This is a genomic window from Vibrio sp. 1402, from assembly GCF_033340275.1.
In genome coordinates this window covers 416,656-430,576 of record NZ_JAWOWE010000004.1, presented here as the reverse complement: position 1 = coordinate 430,576, position 13,921 = coordinate 416,656, and the positions used below count along the sequence as shown (strand labels likewise).

The following is a 13,921-nucleotide window of genomic DNA, read 5'->3' as shown; positions in this document are numbered from 1 at the left end:
ATTTATCAGGAGCATAAACATGTTTAAGAACCTTTTTGCTAACCTGCAAAAAGTTGGTAAGGCTCTGATGCTTCCAGTATCAGTTTTACCAGTTGCAGGTATTTTATTAGGTGTGGGTGCTGCCCATCTAAGCTTTATTCCAGAGATCGTTTCTAATCTTATGGAACAAGCTGGTGGTTCAGTATTCGGCCAAATGGCACTTCTATTTGCAGTAGGTGTAGCGCTAGGCTTCACTAACAACGACGGTGTTGCAGGTCTTGCAGCTATCGTTGGTTACGGCATCATGACGGCAACGCTAGGTGTAATGGCGGGCGTTATGGGTGTTGAGAAAATCGATACAGGTGTACTAGGTGGTATCCTTGTCGGTGGTGTGGCTGCTTGGGCATTCAACCGTTTCTTCAAAATCCAACTTCCAGAGTACCTTGGCTTCTTCGCTGGTAAGCGCGCAGTGCCAATCATCACTGGTTTTGCTGCGATCGTCCTAGGTGTTATCCTTTCTGTTATCTGGCCACCAATTGGCGGTGCAATTTCTGCATTCTCTGATTGGGCTGCACACCAAAACCCACAGCTAGCATTCGGTATCTACGGTGTTGTTGAGCGCTCTCTAATCCCATTCGGTCTACACCACGTCTGGAACGTACCGTTCTTCTTCGAAGCAGGTTCTTGTGTTAACGCTGCCGGTGAAGCTCAAAATGGTGTACTAACTTGTTACCTAGTTGCTGATGAAGCATCTCGTGCTGCTGGTAATGGCTTCGGTCAGCTAGCGGGTGGTTACATGTTCAAGATGTTCGGTCTACCAGCTGCAGCAATCGCAATTGCTCATTGTGCTAAACCAGAAAACCGTGCAAAAGTAATGGGTATCATGGCGTCAGCTGCACTGACTTCATTCCTAACTGGTATTACTGAGCCAATCGAATTCTCATTCCTATTCGTTGCTCCACTACTATACGGTATCCACGCTCTACTAGCTGGTTCTGCATACATCGTTTCGAACACTCTAGGCTTTGTACACGGTACTTCTTTCTCTCACGGTCTGATCGACTTCCTAGTTCTATCTGGTAACGCTCAGAAGATGGTGCTAATGATTGCCGTTGGTCTAGTTTACGCAGTAATTTACTACGTAGTGTTCCGTGGTGTAATCACAGCGCTTGACCTAAAAACACCTGGCCGTGAAGATGAAACGGAAAGTGCAGCTGTAACTTCTGGCTCTGATATGGGCGGTGAACTGGTTGCAGCGTTTGGCGGTAAAGCTAACATTACTGGTCTAGATGCATGTATCACACGTCTACGTGTAGCAGTTGCAGATACAGCAGCTGTTGACCAAGACAAGCTAAAACAACTAGGCGCTGCTGGTGTTGTAGTTGTAGCTGGTGGTGTACAGGCTATCTTCGGTACTAAGTCTGATAACCTAAAAACTGAAATGGATGAGTGGATTCGTAACCACGGTTAATCGCAGTCATTCATAGTAATGCATAAAAGGAGGCTTCGGCCTCCTTTTTTAGTTCCTATTTTATTAACTGACAGTTCCTTTTTAGTGTGATCCTAAACTCATCTTTACTTTTGTCAGCTTTTTCATACATCGAGCTTACCCATCGTTGACATATTGATATGCCATTATGTTTGAATAGCGAATAATGTTTTTTTGAATAATTGATAACGTGTATGAAGAACAAATTCATTTTAGTTTTGGGACTAGTTTCTAGTACGGCAATGGCGGCAAGCGAGCCAACGGATCTATCAGTTGGTATGGCTGTCGATCAACAATTAAGTGTTGTTGTAGAGTTAGATAACAAATATCGTGGCATTATCGGAAACGATGGTATGGCGTTTGATTACATCGCTAAGCGTGGAACATTCGATCAAAACATGCCTGTGACTTGGTATGTCGGCGTTGGTGGCTGGTATGAATGGGATGACGAGTTTGGTGTGAGAGTACCACTTGGTGTGAACTGGGATTTATCACGCGGCTGGGACCTTTATGGTCAAATACACCCAGAGCTAGATCTTTACAAAGGTGCTGACTTGCAACTTGGCGGCGCCGTTGGCATCAAGTACAGTTTCTAGAATTGAACTAATGTATGTATAAAAAAACGCCGGTAACTACCGGCGTTTTTTATGTGGAACTTAACGTTCTATTGTTTATCCATGGCTCGCTTGATGCAAACGGCAGCGCCGCCCCAAGTGATACCTAAACCAATAACCATCATAATAATTGCGCTGATTGTCATTTTGCTGTCTCCTTGCGGTTCACTGCGTTGATCACTAGACCAAAGATAAAGAGTGCGGCGATAAGTGCCCAGCCTAAAGTTAGATCATAGCCACCGTAGCCTTCAGTAATTAGGGCGTATAGCTTGGTCGCTAAGATAATGGCGAGCATGATTGGTGTAACGAAGCGTAAGCAGATCTCGAACCATTGACCAACAGAGAAATCAGAGCGCTCGTTAACGTAATTACGTACTTCTGGCACGCGCTTCAATAGCCACGCCATCAAGACAATCTCAACCAGACCACCAACCATGATGCCAACGTTGTTTGCAAAGTGGTCTACTAGATCGAGTAGCAGCAGACCGCCATTGGTAGCAAACGCCATAGAGACAACGAAGCCAATACCAATCACAACATTTGCAGCTTTTTTACGGCTCCACTTCAGCTTGTCGATAATGGCTGAAGTTACGGCTTCCATAATTGAAATATGCGAACTTAGACCAGCAACCACCAGTGCAAAGAAGAACAGTGGACCAAGAATATATGGGGCAGGTAGTAGGTTAATTGCCGCAGGTAAAGTAACAAAAGCCAAGCCAACGCCTGCAGATACCACCTCTGTTAACGGCTTACCTTGCTCTTGAGCCATGTAACCCAATACTGAGAAGATCATGATGCCGGCTAGGATCGAGAAGCCACAGTTGATCAACACGGTCATAAACGCGTTATTCGTTATGTCTGACTTTTCTGGTAGGTAGCTAGAGTAAGCTAGCATGATGGCGAAGCCGATACTTAGCGTAAAGAAGATCTGACCATATGCCGCTGCCCATACTTTCACATCCCAAATTTTGCTGAAATCGGGTTCGAACATGTAGTTCACGCCATCTAGAGCTCCTGGCAAGAAAATCATACGTCCGATTAAGAAAATCACCATCAAGAATAGGATTGGCATCATAATTTTAGATGCTCGTTCAATTCCTGATTTCACGCCTTTGGCAATAGCGGTGTAAGTAATTGCCCAAGCAATTACCATGGATAAAGCAATCTTCCATTGAATACTGCCTAAGTCTGTTGGTGAGTTGTCACCTAGCTTTAGGTATTCACTAAAGAAAAATGCGTTGGTATCGGTTCCCCAACCTTGAGTGAACGACAACCCAAAGTAAGAAATCGACCAACCGATAACAGCCACATAGTAAACGGCAATAACTGCAGCCACACCAACTTGGAACCAGCCAAGCCATTCAAATTTAGAATGAATTTTCGCAAGTGTTTTTGGTGCCGAGCCTCGGTATTTTTGTCCCATACTGAACTCAAGGATCATAAATGGAATACCGGCAGTGATCATGGCAAAAATGTAAGGAATAAAAAATGCGCCGCCACCGTTTTCATAGGCCATGTATGGGAAACGCCAAATGTTTCCCAAACCGATAGCAGACCCAACTGCTGCTAAGATGAATCCCGCCCGGGATCCCCATTGTTCTCGCTTCATATTTGACTCCTATAAGACTCCCTGAGGAATGAAGCTCTCTACGTAACACAGTAATAATTGCGCAAACAGTTGGAAGAAAGGACCGCTGTTATCCATCAGCTTTTCTATCCTTAATTCTAACTTTTTATAATTTTATAGAGCTATATTCTGGCTACTGTAAGAGAAAGTAGATTATTAATCTTAAAATTTTGATGTGTGTTTGATAAAACTGAAATATTTATCTGTTTTCACTGATCAGACTAACTTCTAATAATACTTAGCGCAATAGAATCTAAATGTTAATTCAGATGCGTTGTCTGGTTTTAATCTTGTTAAATTTGAGTTTGATTGTGGTTTTGTGTGGGTGGTTGGTTGTTTGTCTGGAATAAATGACTGGGATCTAATAATTGCTTTGGTGTTTAAGACTATTTTGATGAATTAGGGCGTACGGCTATCTTTTGTGCACCTATCTAGATGATGCTTCGTTACTTTGCCAAACAATGGTGTTTAGACGATGTCCTTTATCGGCTCTGTGCAGGACTCGTTCAGCGTTCTTTGTGACGAGCCCTACAGAGGAACATGCATAAAAATTAGAAGCGGAAACTAAAACCGACATTTGATTGGAATTGGTTCATCCAATCAGTATCGAACTTAATGATACAGTTTGAGCCGTCATTAGGTAGATTACAGGCGCCAGATGTATCGTTATCAACGACCGTTCCTAACCATCTCAGTTGGGCTGTTAATGCAAAGTTCTTTGAAAATTCATATTCCAGCCCTGCAAAAGCGCTAGCCGAAAATCCGTATTTTTTGTCTACCCAATCCACATCGGCATAAGAAGCGCCCAAACCTACACCGATATAGGTTTGCCAATTTTCTGCGACAGGATAGTACATGCTGCTTTGGAAGTGCAGATAATGGATATCTGCTGAGTTGGACAGCTTTTCAAGTTCCGTCGATTGATTGGAGTAAAACAATCCGATCCTTCCTTTTTCTAAGGGAGTCTCGACTGAAAGAGCGTAGTTCACTGCGGGGTCGAGATCGTATGTATTACCACTTTCATCCTCTACTTGGCCGCCTCCTGTATAGCCTATGTATGGTGTAACGATGATATTCGCTTGTGCATTGATAGCAGTACTCATCATCATGATTCCTACTAGCCAGCTGAGTTTTTGGTTCATGCCCTATCTCCTTATTATGACTAAGCTAATTGTGATGGGTTAGTCAAAATTGCGCGACTAAATTAAGCAAATCTTGAACATATTTCACACCGGTGTTATTAATTTGTTACATATTAAGGAGGTGTTTATGGAACACGATCTAAAATCCGCATTAATCATTGTGGTGACTGTTTTTGCAGTGCTTTTGTCATTTGGCATCATTGCTATTACAACAGCTTAAGATAACCACTTTTACCAAACGTTTTAACAAAATGGCGTGAGCCTATGATACGTAACAGCGGTATAATCACAGAAAGCCATGCAGAGCTTGATGTAAAAGTTTATGAGCACTTTAGGCATGGTAAAACTGCTTTAGTCACGCAAGGTGGAGGGCAGAGAGGGATTTTTACCGCTGGCGTTTTAGACGCCTTTTTACTTTCCAACTTCGATCCTTTCGATGAATTCTATGGCACCTCTGCCGGAGCACTTAACTTATGTTCTTACTTGTGTCGTCAACATGGCATGGGCAAAGCTTTTATTACCGAGCTGACAACGTCTCCTGAATTTTTTAATCTGTTTCGCTATATCCGAAAGCAGCAGTACTTAGGTTTAGAGTGGGCATTAGAACGGATTCAAGATTTCCCATACAAGCTTGACCTTGATTTAGGTCGTAGTGCATTGGGAAAACGAGAAGCGTTTGCTGCGGTAACGAATATAGAGACGCTATCAGATCAATATCTACCAATCTTGGATGACTCGTGGTTTAACACTATGCTAGCGACATGTGCGATTCCCAAGTTGTACCACGGACCTGTCGACGTAAATGGCAATAAGTTTGTTGATGGCGGCGTGTCTGCCTCTATCCCTGTTCAAGAAGCGTGGCGTCAGAATGCTCGCAACATTATTGTCATTCGCACAGAGCCGTTTTCAGAGATTGAAGCGAGAGCCCAAAGTGAAGTGGGGGATGTGCCTGTCGAATGGTATCGAGAGTCTATCAACTCAGTACAGCAATCATGGCAGCAAAAAGTGAATCAGTGGAAGCTGGATTGGGCGTCGTTCTTCCAACAAAAAATTAATGCAGCACATCAATCGAAGCTTGCAGGGAAAATGCTGCTAAATGGAGGCCGTTGGTTGTTCGGTGCCGATAACTTGTATCGTTTAAGTCATCTGATTGGTGAGAATTTTGATTCAGGTTTAGCCGACATGCTGATGATTCATTATCAAACATTTGAGCTCACTCAGGCCTTTATTTCTGCTCCACCTGACGACACTTTTATTTTACAAGTTGCGCCTAAAGAGGGACTTCGTTCTTCTTCTTTGTTAAGTGACCAAGAGTCACTAGAGCATGACTATCAACTTGGGCTTCAAGCTGGGTTTAACCTAGTTCAACTCTATGACCAGCTGGATGTTGAAATTGATGGTAGAGAGAGTGCATAAACCTTCTTACGTTCACGATGTGCGCAATATACAAAGCATATAAATAAGGCTCCATTTTCGGAGCCTTATTTGCGGGTTCTTGTGGTTAACTCCGGTTAGGTATAACGACTACGCTTGTAGAATGCGCATGCAATTGGTTGAGCCAACAACATCCATTACATCGCCTTGAGTAATAATGACTAAATCACCTTTGTGCAAGAACCCTTGCTCTTTAAGGCTAGTAATTGCAGCTTGAGCCGTTGGTAAACCCGCATCACTTTTTGACTCGAAATATACAGGTGTCACGCCTCGGTATAATGCTGCTCGATTTAGTGTCGATTCATTCCGTGATAAGGCAAATATTGGCAAGCCAGAGCTTAAGCGAGACATCATCAACGCAGTCCTGCCGGACTCAGTTAACGAGATCATCGCTTTAATTCCTTCCATGTGATTCGCAGAGTACATGGTTGCCATTGCGATGGTTTCTTCAGCGGTTTCGAAGGTTCTATCTAAGCGATAAGTAGATAGACTTGCCTCCGACATTTTTTCTGCCCCCACACATACTTCGGCCATGGATTTGACCGTTTCTACAGGATATTTACCTGCAGCAGTCTCTCCAGACAGCATCACCGCGTCAGTGCCGTCTAGAACCGCATTGGCCACATCCATCACTTCAGCACGCGTTGGCATTGGGCTAGTAATCATGGATTCCATCATTTGTGTCGCAGTAATCACGATACGGTTTAAACTGCGTGCGCGGCGAATCAGTTTTTTCTGGACACCAATGAGCTCAGGGTCACCGATTTCTACACCAAGGTCACCACGTGCAACCATCACCACATCGGATGCGAGAATAATGTCGTCAATAGACTCATTGGTCGCGACGGTTTCTGCTCGTTCGACTTTAGCCACTAACATAGCTTCAAGGCCTGCATCTCTGGCTAAGCGTCGAGCGTAATGCATGTCTTCGCCGTTACGTGGGAATGAAATAGCAAGGTAGTCTACTTGAATTGCTGCGGCGGTAAGAATGTCGGCTTTATCTTTCTCTGTGAGCGCATCGGCTGACAATCCGCCGCCTTTTTTGTTGATCCCTTTATTGTTGGACAGTGGACCACCGACAATCACACGGGTATGAACTTTATTACCCTCTACTTTGGTAACTTGCAGCTGAACGCGTCCATCATCGAGTAATAAAATGTCATTTGGTGAAACATCTTGCGGTAGTTCTTTATAATCTAACCCTACAGATTCTTGATTGCCTTCACCTTTTGGTAAATCACTATCTAATGTGAATTTATCGCCCACATTCAAAATGACTTGGCCGTCTTTAAACGTTGATACACGGATTTTAGGGCCTTGTAAATCACCAAGAATTGCAACCTGACGCCCAAGTCTTGCTGCAATGGTACGGACTTTGTTCGCACGTTGAATGTGGTCTTCACTGGTTCCATGTGAAAAATTCATACGGACAACGTTTGCACCGGCTTTGATGATCTCCTCAAGTATATTGTCCTTATCCGTTGAAGGACCCAGCGTAGTGACAATTTTTGTTCGTCTTAATTTGGAAGTCATAGATTCTCCGATGAATGTGTGTGTAAAGGTAACTTGAACTCTATCCTTACTTTACGCAATCGCTCTCAAGGTTAGCCTCGTTGCTGAGCCCGCACCTTAAAGCTACTTGAATATAAGTATATGCACAGAATGTTTACATTAAGAGTAACCCCGGTAAAACAGACAGATATTCGACAGGCAATGGCCTTATTGATAAAAATACGCTGCTTTAAAGGCATTACTTCATAATTTAGTGAATAAAAATAAGTTATTTTTCAAACAATTTAACAGGAGTAGATTCTTCGTTATTTGATTGAATACACAAACAAACAGGTTTATACGTGATGCTTGTCACGGGGATTTATTAATTCACTTCACAATTAGTTCGCAAAGTAAAAAAATTGTCCCGTTATAGAATTTCGGAGTGCAAGATGTACATGGCTCAACCGGGCCATATTGATCATATCAAACAGGTCAATGCTGGTCGTGTATATAAACTAATTGACCTAAAAGGTCCTATTTCTCGAATTGATTTGTCCAAGCAGAGTGAGCTTGCTCCTGCTAGTATCACCAAAATCACTCGAGAATTAATTGAAGCGCACTTGATTCATGAAACGACAGTACAAGAAGCGACGAGTCGTGGTCGACCTGCTGTCGGTTTGCAGGTCAATAATGAAGGCTGGCAATTTTTGTCAATGCGTTTGGGGCGAGGTTATTTAACCATTGCTTTGCATGAGTTAGGCGGTGATGTACTGATCGATACTAAAATCGAGATACACGAGCTTGATCAAGACGATGTGCTTGAGCGCCTGCTTTACGAAATTGATGAATTCTTTCAGACTTACGCGGATCAACTTGATCGTGTTACCAGTATTGCTCTTACGCTGCCTGGTCTCGTGAACTCAGAGCAAGGTGTCGTTTTGCAGATGCCTCATTACAATGTCGAAAATCTTGCTCTTGGACCAGAGATATACAAAGCAACAGGCTTGCCAGTTTTCATTGCCAATGACACGCGAGCTTGGGCATTAGCAGAAAAGCTTTTTGGTCATTCTCAAGATAATGACAACTCCGTTCTTATCTCTATCCACCACGGTTTAGGTGCGGGCATCATTCTGGATGGGCGCGTTTTGCAAGGCCGTCACGGTAACATTGGTGAACTCGGGCATATTCAAATTGACCCAAATGGAAAACGTTGTCATTGCGGCAATATTGGCTGTTTGGAAACCGTTGCCAGTTCTCAGGCAATTCGTGAAGAAGTCGTAAGACGAATCGCTGATGGCGAAGACTCTATTCTTGCTAAACAAGAAGAAATGAGTATTGAGAGCATTTGTGAAGCCGCTGCAAACGGTGATCCTTTGGCCGTCGATGTGATTGAAAAACTTGGAGGCTACTTAGGCTCTGCAATTGCTATTGTGATCAACTTATTTAACCCTGAGAAAATCTTGATCGGTGGTGTGATTAACCAAGCAAAAGATGTGCTTTATCCTGCGGTTCGTCGCTGTATCGAAGAGCAGAGTTTACCTGTTTATCACCAAGATCTTGAGCTGGTGGAGTCTCGTTTCTATAAGCAAGCCACAATGCCTGGTGCCGCGTTGATTAAGCAAGCGTTGTACGATGGTCAACTATTGATGAAGGTTGTGGAAGGTTAAGTACTTTTTAACATGATGATGTGCCTGGCTGTTGAGACTACATTTGTAGGTGATTTAGGGTGAGACTTAACGGCTCACCCTTTTTGATCGCCTATTACTAGAATGGGAATTTGAGTTATGTTGCATTGCTATATCTGCGCCATTCATGTAATTTCCTAAAAAGCTCAAGTAAATAAACAAAATGGCTTTCAATGTGCTGCGTGACTTTGCGTCTGATGCAAAGAGAAGTAATACGCTAAAACTGTTGTACTTTAAAGCTGTGCTCGAAAAGCCAAATATTTTAAGGTTATTTGGTTATATAACCTTGCTGTGTCTGTACTGATTTCGAGTAAAATAAGAATTATCCATAATTTAGGTAGTAGTATGTCCGGAGTGTTAAATACGGTTGACCAGCGTACAAACTTGGTTGGTGAAAATCGACTAGAGCTTCTGCTGTTCACTTTAAATAGTCGCCAATTATTTGCGATTAATGTGTTCAAAGTGAAAGAGGTCATCAAGCTTCCACCGTTAACCAAGCTCCCTGGATCGCACTACAATATTCGTGGGGTTGCTTCTCTACGAGGTGAAGCGGTACCAGTGATTGATTTACGAGGCGCAATTGGTTTTCCTGCTTTACGTGGTGAAGCGGAAGAAGAAAATTTGATCGTGACAGAGTACAACCGCACGGTGCAGGGCTTCTTAGTCGGTCCGGTTAAAAACATTATTAATACGGCATGGACTGAAATTCAGCCGCCTCCTTCCACGTCTGGTCGCTCGAATTACCTCACGGCTATCACGCAAATCAAAGAGGGGGATGCCTCTCAAATTGTCGAAATTATTGACGTTGAAAAAGTTTTAGCAGAGATCGTACATTACGACGTGACTATCTCGGAGGACATTCTCGATCAAGAATTGGCCCAAGCAATGGTCGGGCGTAATGTTCTGATTGTGGATGATTCCTCTACAGCTCGTAATCAAGTTCGCGATACGCTTTCTCAATTGGGTATGAATATCATCGAGTGCCGTGACGGGCTAGAAGCGTTAACGGTTTTAAAACGTTGGTGTGATGAAGGTAAAGATGTAGAAAAAGAGCTGTTGATGATGATTACGGATGCTGAAATGCCTGAAATGGACGGTTATAAACTGACCCATGAAGTGCGCCAAGATCCACGTATGTCTAAGTTGTTTATCACATTGAACACTTCTCTGAGCGGTAGTTTTAATGAAGCCATGGTACAAAAAGTAGGCTGTGATCGCTTTATATCTAAATTCCAACCGGATCTGCTGGTTGAAGTTGCTCAAGACCGATTACGCCAGATGCTTTCTAAAAGTGCATGATTAGATCTAGTGAAATCAGAGGGAGCGCACCTCTCTCTGATTTTTAACATTTCTCTCCTTAATTCCTCTGTACTAATGGAAATCCCGAGATTTACTTTGTAGATTGTTCAAGTAGTGCGTGCAATCCATCAACTTGCCAGCAATAACGTGTGTGACTTCTCCCTCTTTTTCAAGAATGCCTTTCACCATTAATACTTTAGCGCCTAAATACGCTTGCTTTTGGGCTCGTGCTGTCGCTTGCCAAACGACCACATTAATGTTGCCCGTGTCATCTTCTAACGTAAAAAATGTCACGCCAGCGGCGGTGCCTGGAGATTGTCTTCCTGTTACCACACCTACCACTGTGACCAGTGACTTATGCGGTTTCTCTGTCAGTTGCCTCATGCGGGTAAAGTGAGGGAGTTTGCCCGTTTCTTCTAATAATTTAATTGGATGGCGGCTAAGAGATAGTCCCGTGCTTGCGTAATCCTCAATTAAATTTTCATATTCAGAGGGTTGAGTCTGGTAGCTAACATTGGGTTCTTCGACCTTGTGAAACAATGGTAGGTCAGATAAGGAATCCATTGCTGCCCAGCGAGCGTTATAACGATTTCCCGATAAGGCCTGAAATGCATTGGCTGAAGCCAATAATTCAATGTCACTTCGGCTTCTTAATATCTGCTTTACTTCTTGAATCGATCGGTAACCATTAAGTGGTTTGCGCTCAATAAGCCTTTGTGCGCTTTCTGCGTTAAAGCCTTTCACCAAGCGAAAACCAAGTTGCACGCCGAGCCTGCCATTCGGACGTGAGACGAGATGATGTTGATATTTTGAATGATTGACGCACACCGGCAATACTTCGACGCCATGTCGGCGAGCATCTTGTACTAATTGCGATGGGCTATAAAATCCCATTGGTTGGCTGTTCAATAATGCAGTGTAAAATTCGGCTGGGTAATAATATTTTAACCATGCAGAACAATATGCCAGCACTGCGAAAGACGCTGAATGACTTTCAGGGAAGCCGTACTCACCAAAGCCGCAAATCTGATCGAAAATGCGCTCAGCAAACGCTAAGTCATAACCTCTCTCTTGCATACCATTGATCAGTTTTGGTCTGAATTTAGCGAGATCGCCATTCTTTTTCCATGATGCCATCGCTCGACGGAGTTGATCGGCCTCGCCGCCGCTAAACCCTGCGGCTACCATGGCTAGCTTGATGACTTGCTCTTGGAAAATAGGGACGCCCATAGTCCGCTCCAGAACGCTTTTTACTTCTTCCGATGGATAACTGACAGGCTCTTTGTGATCTCGTCGTTTTAAAAAAGGATGCACCATATCACCCTGAATAGGGCCTGGACGAACAATTGCAATTTGAATCACTAAGTCGTAATAACAAGCAGGCTTTAGGCGAGGAAGCATGCTCATTTGTGCACGAGATTCAATTTGGAATACGCCTATCGTGTCAGCTTTTTGGATCATGCGGTACACGTGTGGATCATCTTGTCGGCGAGTGATCTCGGAAATCGAGAGGGATCGCTGGTGATGTTTCTCGACCAGTTGAAAGCACTTTTTGATGGCGTTTAACATGCCGAGTGCGAGTACATCGACTTTTAGTAGCTTCAAGCTTTCTAAATCGTCTTTATCCCATTGAATGATAGTGCGATCTTCCATCGAGGCATTTTCAACAGGTACCAACTCATATAAAGGGCCAGATGAAATTACAAAGCCACCTACGTGCTGAGATAAATGGCGTGGGAAGCCAATGATCTCGTTGACCAATTGGATAAACTGCTGCCCTTTGAGAGATTCTGGTTGTAAGCCAAGTTCAATAATTTGAGCTTGCCAGCCTTGGCTGCGATCTCGGCGATTAACGTTCTTAATGAAAAAATCTAATTGGGTCTCTTCAATCCCTAGTGCTTTACCGACTTCACGCACGGCACTTTTAAAGCGATAGCTGATCACTGTTGCAGCAAGTGCTGCACGCTCACGGCCATATTTTTTGTAAATATACTGGATAACTTCTTCACGGCGCTCGTGTTCAAAGTCCACATCAATATCCGGCGGTTCCTTACGTTCTTTACTGATAAATCGTTCGAATAAGACAGCGATTTGTCGAGGATCGACGGCGGTAATTTCCAGGCAATAACACACCACAGAGTTTGCAGCGGAACCTCGCCCTTGGTAAAGAATGCCTTGCTGTTTCGCGAACATTACGATGTCGTGAATAGTAAGGAAGTAGTAGTGGTATTTCAGCTCTTGAATAAGCGCCAGTTCATTCTCGATGGTTTGATTGACTTCTGCTGGCACGCCTTCAGGAAAACGCAGCTTTTTACCGCGTTCGACCAACATACGTAAGTAAGAGTCGGGTGTATAACCATCTGGGATCAGCTCGGTAGGATATTCGTATTTTAAATCGGAGAGCTTAAACTCGCATAAATCGGCGATGTAAGTACTTTCTTCCAGCCATTCTGGTTTGTAAATCCGAATCAACTTTTTAAAAGGACGAAGCGCTCGCTCAGTATTCGAAATACGGTCAAAACCGAGTTTATCGACGCTACACCCATGCTTTATAGCAGTAAGTACATGCTGTAATGGCAAGCGTTCAACATCATGCATGAGAACGCCTCCGCAGGCAGTTATAGGTAATTGAAATTCATGTGCTAACTGCTCGCAGTGCGCAATGTACTCAGTATCGTTGTTACTCAAATGGCGCTGAATCGCTACCCACAAACGATTAGCGTGGTGTTGATTGAGCCAGCGCCCCCAATAGTGATCACTCTCTTGATGTGTGGGCAGCCACAATACCAAACAATGTCGAACCGACATCAAATCCCATTCGAACAGTTGATAGTTGCCTTTTTCACTGCGTCTCCTTGCGTTTGTGATGATACGACACAACTCGGCATAAGCCTTGCGACAAGGGCAAAGCAGTACGATTTGGCATTCATCATTTAACCAAAACATACTTCCAACGATTTGTTTGATATCGAGTTTATGTTGTTCGATGGTCGCATGGGCTTTGACAACGCCCGCGACTGAACATTCATCCGTTATAGCTAGAGCTTGATAGCGATAGAAAGCAGCTTGGAGTACCAGCTCTTCTGCATGAGAAGCCCCAGTCAAAAAAGAGAAGTTAGACTGACAAAATAGTTCCGCGTAACTCATAATGACCCAAC

The 13,921-nt window shown here is 43.6% G+C and carries 11 protein-coding genes; 6 read left to right on the top strand and 5 right to left on the bottom strand.

The window, feature by feature from the left end:
* Positions 1 to 19: 19 nt before the first annotated feature.
* Positions 20 to 1,450: a PTS glucose transporter subunit IIBC gene (gene ptsG / locus R7044_RS10975; protein WP_064377078.1), complete on the top strand. Its 1,431-nt coding sequence runs from the start codon at positions 20 to 22 to the stop codon at positions 1,448 to 1,450.
* Positions 1,451 to 1,662: 212 nt separating this feature from the next.
* Entirely contained in the window at positions 1,663 to 2,064 is a 402-nt protein-coding gene (locus R7044_RS10970; RefSeq protein WP_005372960.1) for a hypothetical protein, read from the top strand.
* 68 nt (positions 2,065 to 2,132) lie between these two features.
* Here the strand turns inward: R7044_RS10970 and R7044_RS10965 are convergent, their stop codons facing one another.
* The 3 genes from R7044_RS10965 to R7044_RS10955 all read right to left on the bottom strand — a co-directional run bounded on the left by R7044_RS10965 (position 2,133) and on the right by R7044_RS10955 (position 4,851).
* Positions 2,133 to 2,228: a MetS family NSS transporter small subunit gene (locus R7044_RS10965; protein ID WP_005372963.1), complete on the bottom strand. Its 96-nt coding sequence runs from the start codon at positions 2,226 to 2,228 to the stop codon at positions 2,133 to 2,135.
* Positions 2,225 to 3,691 (bottom strand): sodium-dependent transporter, encoded by a 1,467-nt coding sequence (locus R7044_RS10960; RefSeq protein WP_005372966.1) that lies wholly within the window; start codon positions 3,689 to 3,691, stop codon positions 2,225 to 2,227. Before R7044_RS10960 ends, R7044_RS10965 begins: the two co-directional genes overlap by 4 nt.
* 569 nt (positions 3,692 to 4,260) lie before the next feature.
* A complete protein-coding gene (locus tag R7044_RS10955) occupies positions 4,261 to 4,851 on the bottom strand; it encodes an outer membrane protein (protein ID WP_047103413.1) in 591 nt (196 codons plus the stop codon).
* A gap of 127 nt (positions 4,852 to 4,978) precedes the next feature.
* On the opposite strand from R7044_RS10955, the gene R7044_RS10950 reads away from it, so the two are divergent.
* Positions 4,979 to 5,071, top strand: coding sequence for a YnhF family membrane protein (locus tag R7044_RS10950; RefSeq protein ID WP_005372970.1), 93 nt, complete (start codon positions 4,979 to 4,981; stop codon positions 5,069 to 5,071).
* Positions 5,072 to 5,115: 44 nt separating this feature from the next.
* Positions 5,116 to 6,267: a patatin family protein gene (locus R7044_RS10945; RefSeq protein WP_047103410.1), complete on the top strand. Its 1,152-nt coding sequence runs from the start codon at positions 5,116 to 5,118 to the stop codon at positions 6,265 to 6,267.
* A 108-nt stretch (positions 6,268 to 6,375) separates the two neighbouring features.
* Here R7044_RS10945 and pyk read toward each other — a convergent pair whose 3' ends face one another.
* A complete protein-coding gene (gene pyk, locus R7044_RS10940; RefSeq protein ID WP_005372972.1) occupies positions 6,376 to 7,818 on the bottom strand; it encodes a pyruvate kinase in 1,443 nt (480 codons plus the stop codon).
* Positions 7,819 to 8,228: 410 nt separating this feature from the next.
* Between pyk and R7044_RS10935 the strand changes: the two genes are divergently transcribed.
* A complete protein-coding gene (locus R7044_RS10935) occupies positions 8,229 to 9,446 on the top strand; it encodes an ROK family protein (protein WP_005372973.1) in 1,218 nt (405 codons plus the stop codon).
* A gap of 363 nt (positions 9,447 to 9,809) precedes the next feature.
* Positions 9,810 to 10,763 carry a chemotaxis protein CheV gene (locus R7044_RS10930; protein WP_005372976.1) on the top strand — a complete coding sequence of 318 codons (954 nt, stop codon included), beginning with the start codon at positions 9,810 to 9,812 and terminating at the stop codon, positions 10,761 to 10,763.
* Between the two features lie 72 nt (positions 10,764 to 10,835).
* Here R7044_RS10930 and R7044_RS10925 read toward each other — a convergent pair whose 3' ends face one another.
* Positions 10,836 to 13,910: an error-prone DNA polymerase gene (locus R7044_RS10925; RefSeq protein ID WP_064368639.1), complete on the bottom strand. Its 3,075-nt coding sequence runs from the start codon at positions 13,908 to 13,910 to the stop codon at positions 10,836 to 10,838.
* Positions 13,911 to 13,921 lie beyond the last annotated feature (11 nt).

Bases quoted from the DNA above. Each gene is read 5' to 3' on its own strand.
- ptsG (WP_064377078.1), top strand. From the start codon at position 20: ATGTTTAAGAACCTTTTTGCTAACCTGCAAAAAGTTGGTAAGGCTCTG.
- R7044_RS10970 (WP_005372960.1), top strand. From the start codon at position 1,663: ATGAAGAACAAATTCATTTTAGTTTTGGGACTAGTTTCTAGTACGGCA.
- R7044_RS10965 (WP_005372963.1), bottom strand. From the start codon at position 2,228: ATGACAATCAGCGCAATTATTATGATGGTTATTGGTTTAGGTATCACT.
- R7044_RS10960 (WP_005372966.1), bottom strand. From the start codon at position 3,691: ATGAAGCGAGAACAATGGGGATCCCGGGCGGGATTCATCTTAGCAGCA.
- R7044_RS10955 (WP_047103413.1), bottom strand. From the start codon at position 4,851: ATGAACCAAAAACTCAGCTGGCTAGTAGGAATCATGATGATGAGTACT.
- R7044_RS10950 (WP_005372970.1), top strand. From the start codon at position 4,979: ATGGAACACGATCTAAAATCCGCATTAATCATTGTGGTGACTGTTTTT.
- R7044_RS10945 (WP_047103410.1), top strand. From the start codon at position 5,116: ATGATACGTAACAGCGGTATAATCACAGAAAGCCATGCAGAGCTTGAT.
- pyk (WP_005372972.1), bottom strand. From the start codon at position 7,818: ATGACTTCCAAATTAAGACGAACAAAAATTGTCACTACGCTGGGTCCT.
- R7044_RS10935 (WP_005372973.1), top strand. From the start codon at position 8,229: ATGTACATGGCTCAACCGGGCCATATTGATCATATCAAACAGGTCAAT.
- R7044_RS10930 (WP_005372976.1), top strand. From the start codon at position 9,810: ATGTCCGGAGTGTTAAATACGGTTGACCAGCGTACAAACTTGGTTGGT.
- R7044_RS10925 (WP_064368639.1), bottom strand. From the start codon at position 13,910: ATGAGTTACGCGGAACTATTTTGTCAGTCTAACTTCTCTTTTTTGACT.